A 1,029-nucleotide genomic window follows, 5' to 3' on the forward strand; every position below is an offset into this window, starting at 1 on the left:
GATCGAATTTTGGTAATGCATGAAGGCAAACTGACTGGGGAGTTCAAGGCTGAAGAGGCTGATCAAGAGTTACTTTTGGCATGTGCGGTGGGTCAAACTCAACAGCAAGCGACAACAGCGGAAGTGGAGGCATAAACGTGGTCGACGCGGTGCGTAATAAAATTTTTAGCAAAGAATGGCTGATTGAGCAGAAGTCATTAATCGCTTTATTGCTCTTGATTGTAGTGGTGTCTTTTCTAAACTCGAATTTCTTTACGGTTGATAATCTACTCAACATCTTACGCCAAACATCTGTCAACGCGATTATCGCAGTGGGCATGACCTTTGTGATTCTGACCGCTGGCATTGACTTAAGTGTGGGCTCGGTACTCGCATTATGTGGTGCTATTTGTGCGAGCATGATTGGTTTAGAGGTGCCGGTAATGATCGCAGTTCCTGCGTCATTGCTCGCAGGTGCACTGCTCGGCGCTATTAGTGGTGTGATTGTTTCAAAGGGGAGGGTGCAAGCCTTCATAGCAACCTTAGTGACTATGACCTTGCTGCGCGGCGTAACCTTGGTTTATACCGACGGTCGACCCATTTCAACTGGCTTTACTGATACTGCCGATAGTTTTGCTTGGTTCGGTACAGGCTATGCGTTTGGTATTCCTGTTCCTGTTTGGATTATGGTCGTCGTTTTTGGTGCAGGTTGGTATGTACTCAACCACACGCGTTTCGGCCGTTACGTTTATGCCCTTGGCGGCAACGAGGCGGCAACAAGATTATCTGGTATCAATATTGATCGAATTAAAATCGGTGTATATGCGATCTGTGGTTTTCTCGCAGCACTTGCCGGCATCATTGTTACCTCGCGGCTATCTTCTGCGCAACCGACAGCTGGTATGGGTTATGAGTTAGATGCTATTGCCGCAGTGGTACTCGGTGGAACTAGCTTAATGGGAGGCAAGGGCCGAATTATAGGGACTCTGATTGGTGCCCTAATTATCGGTTTCTTGAATAACGCTCTGAATCTCTTAGATGTCTCGTCGT

At 47.2% G+C, this 1,029-nt stretch carries 1 protein-coding gene; it reads left to right on the forward strand.

The genetic code is table 11. The features are described from left to right. Positions 1-149: 149 nt before the first annotated feature. A partial coding sequence (gene rbsC, locus A3762_RS20070; protein ID WP_231878874.1) for a ribose ABC transporter permease occupies positions 150-1,029 on the forward strand: 880 nt, incomplete at its 3' end.

The sequence above is a fragment of the Oleiphilus sp. HI0125 genome, from assembly GCF_001635355.1.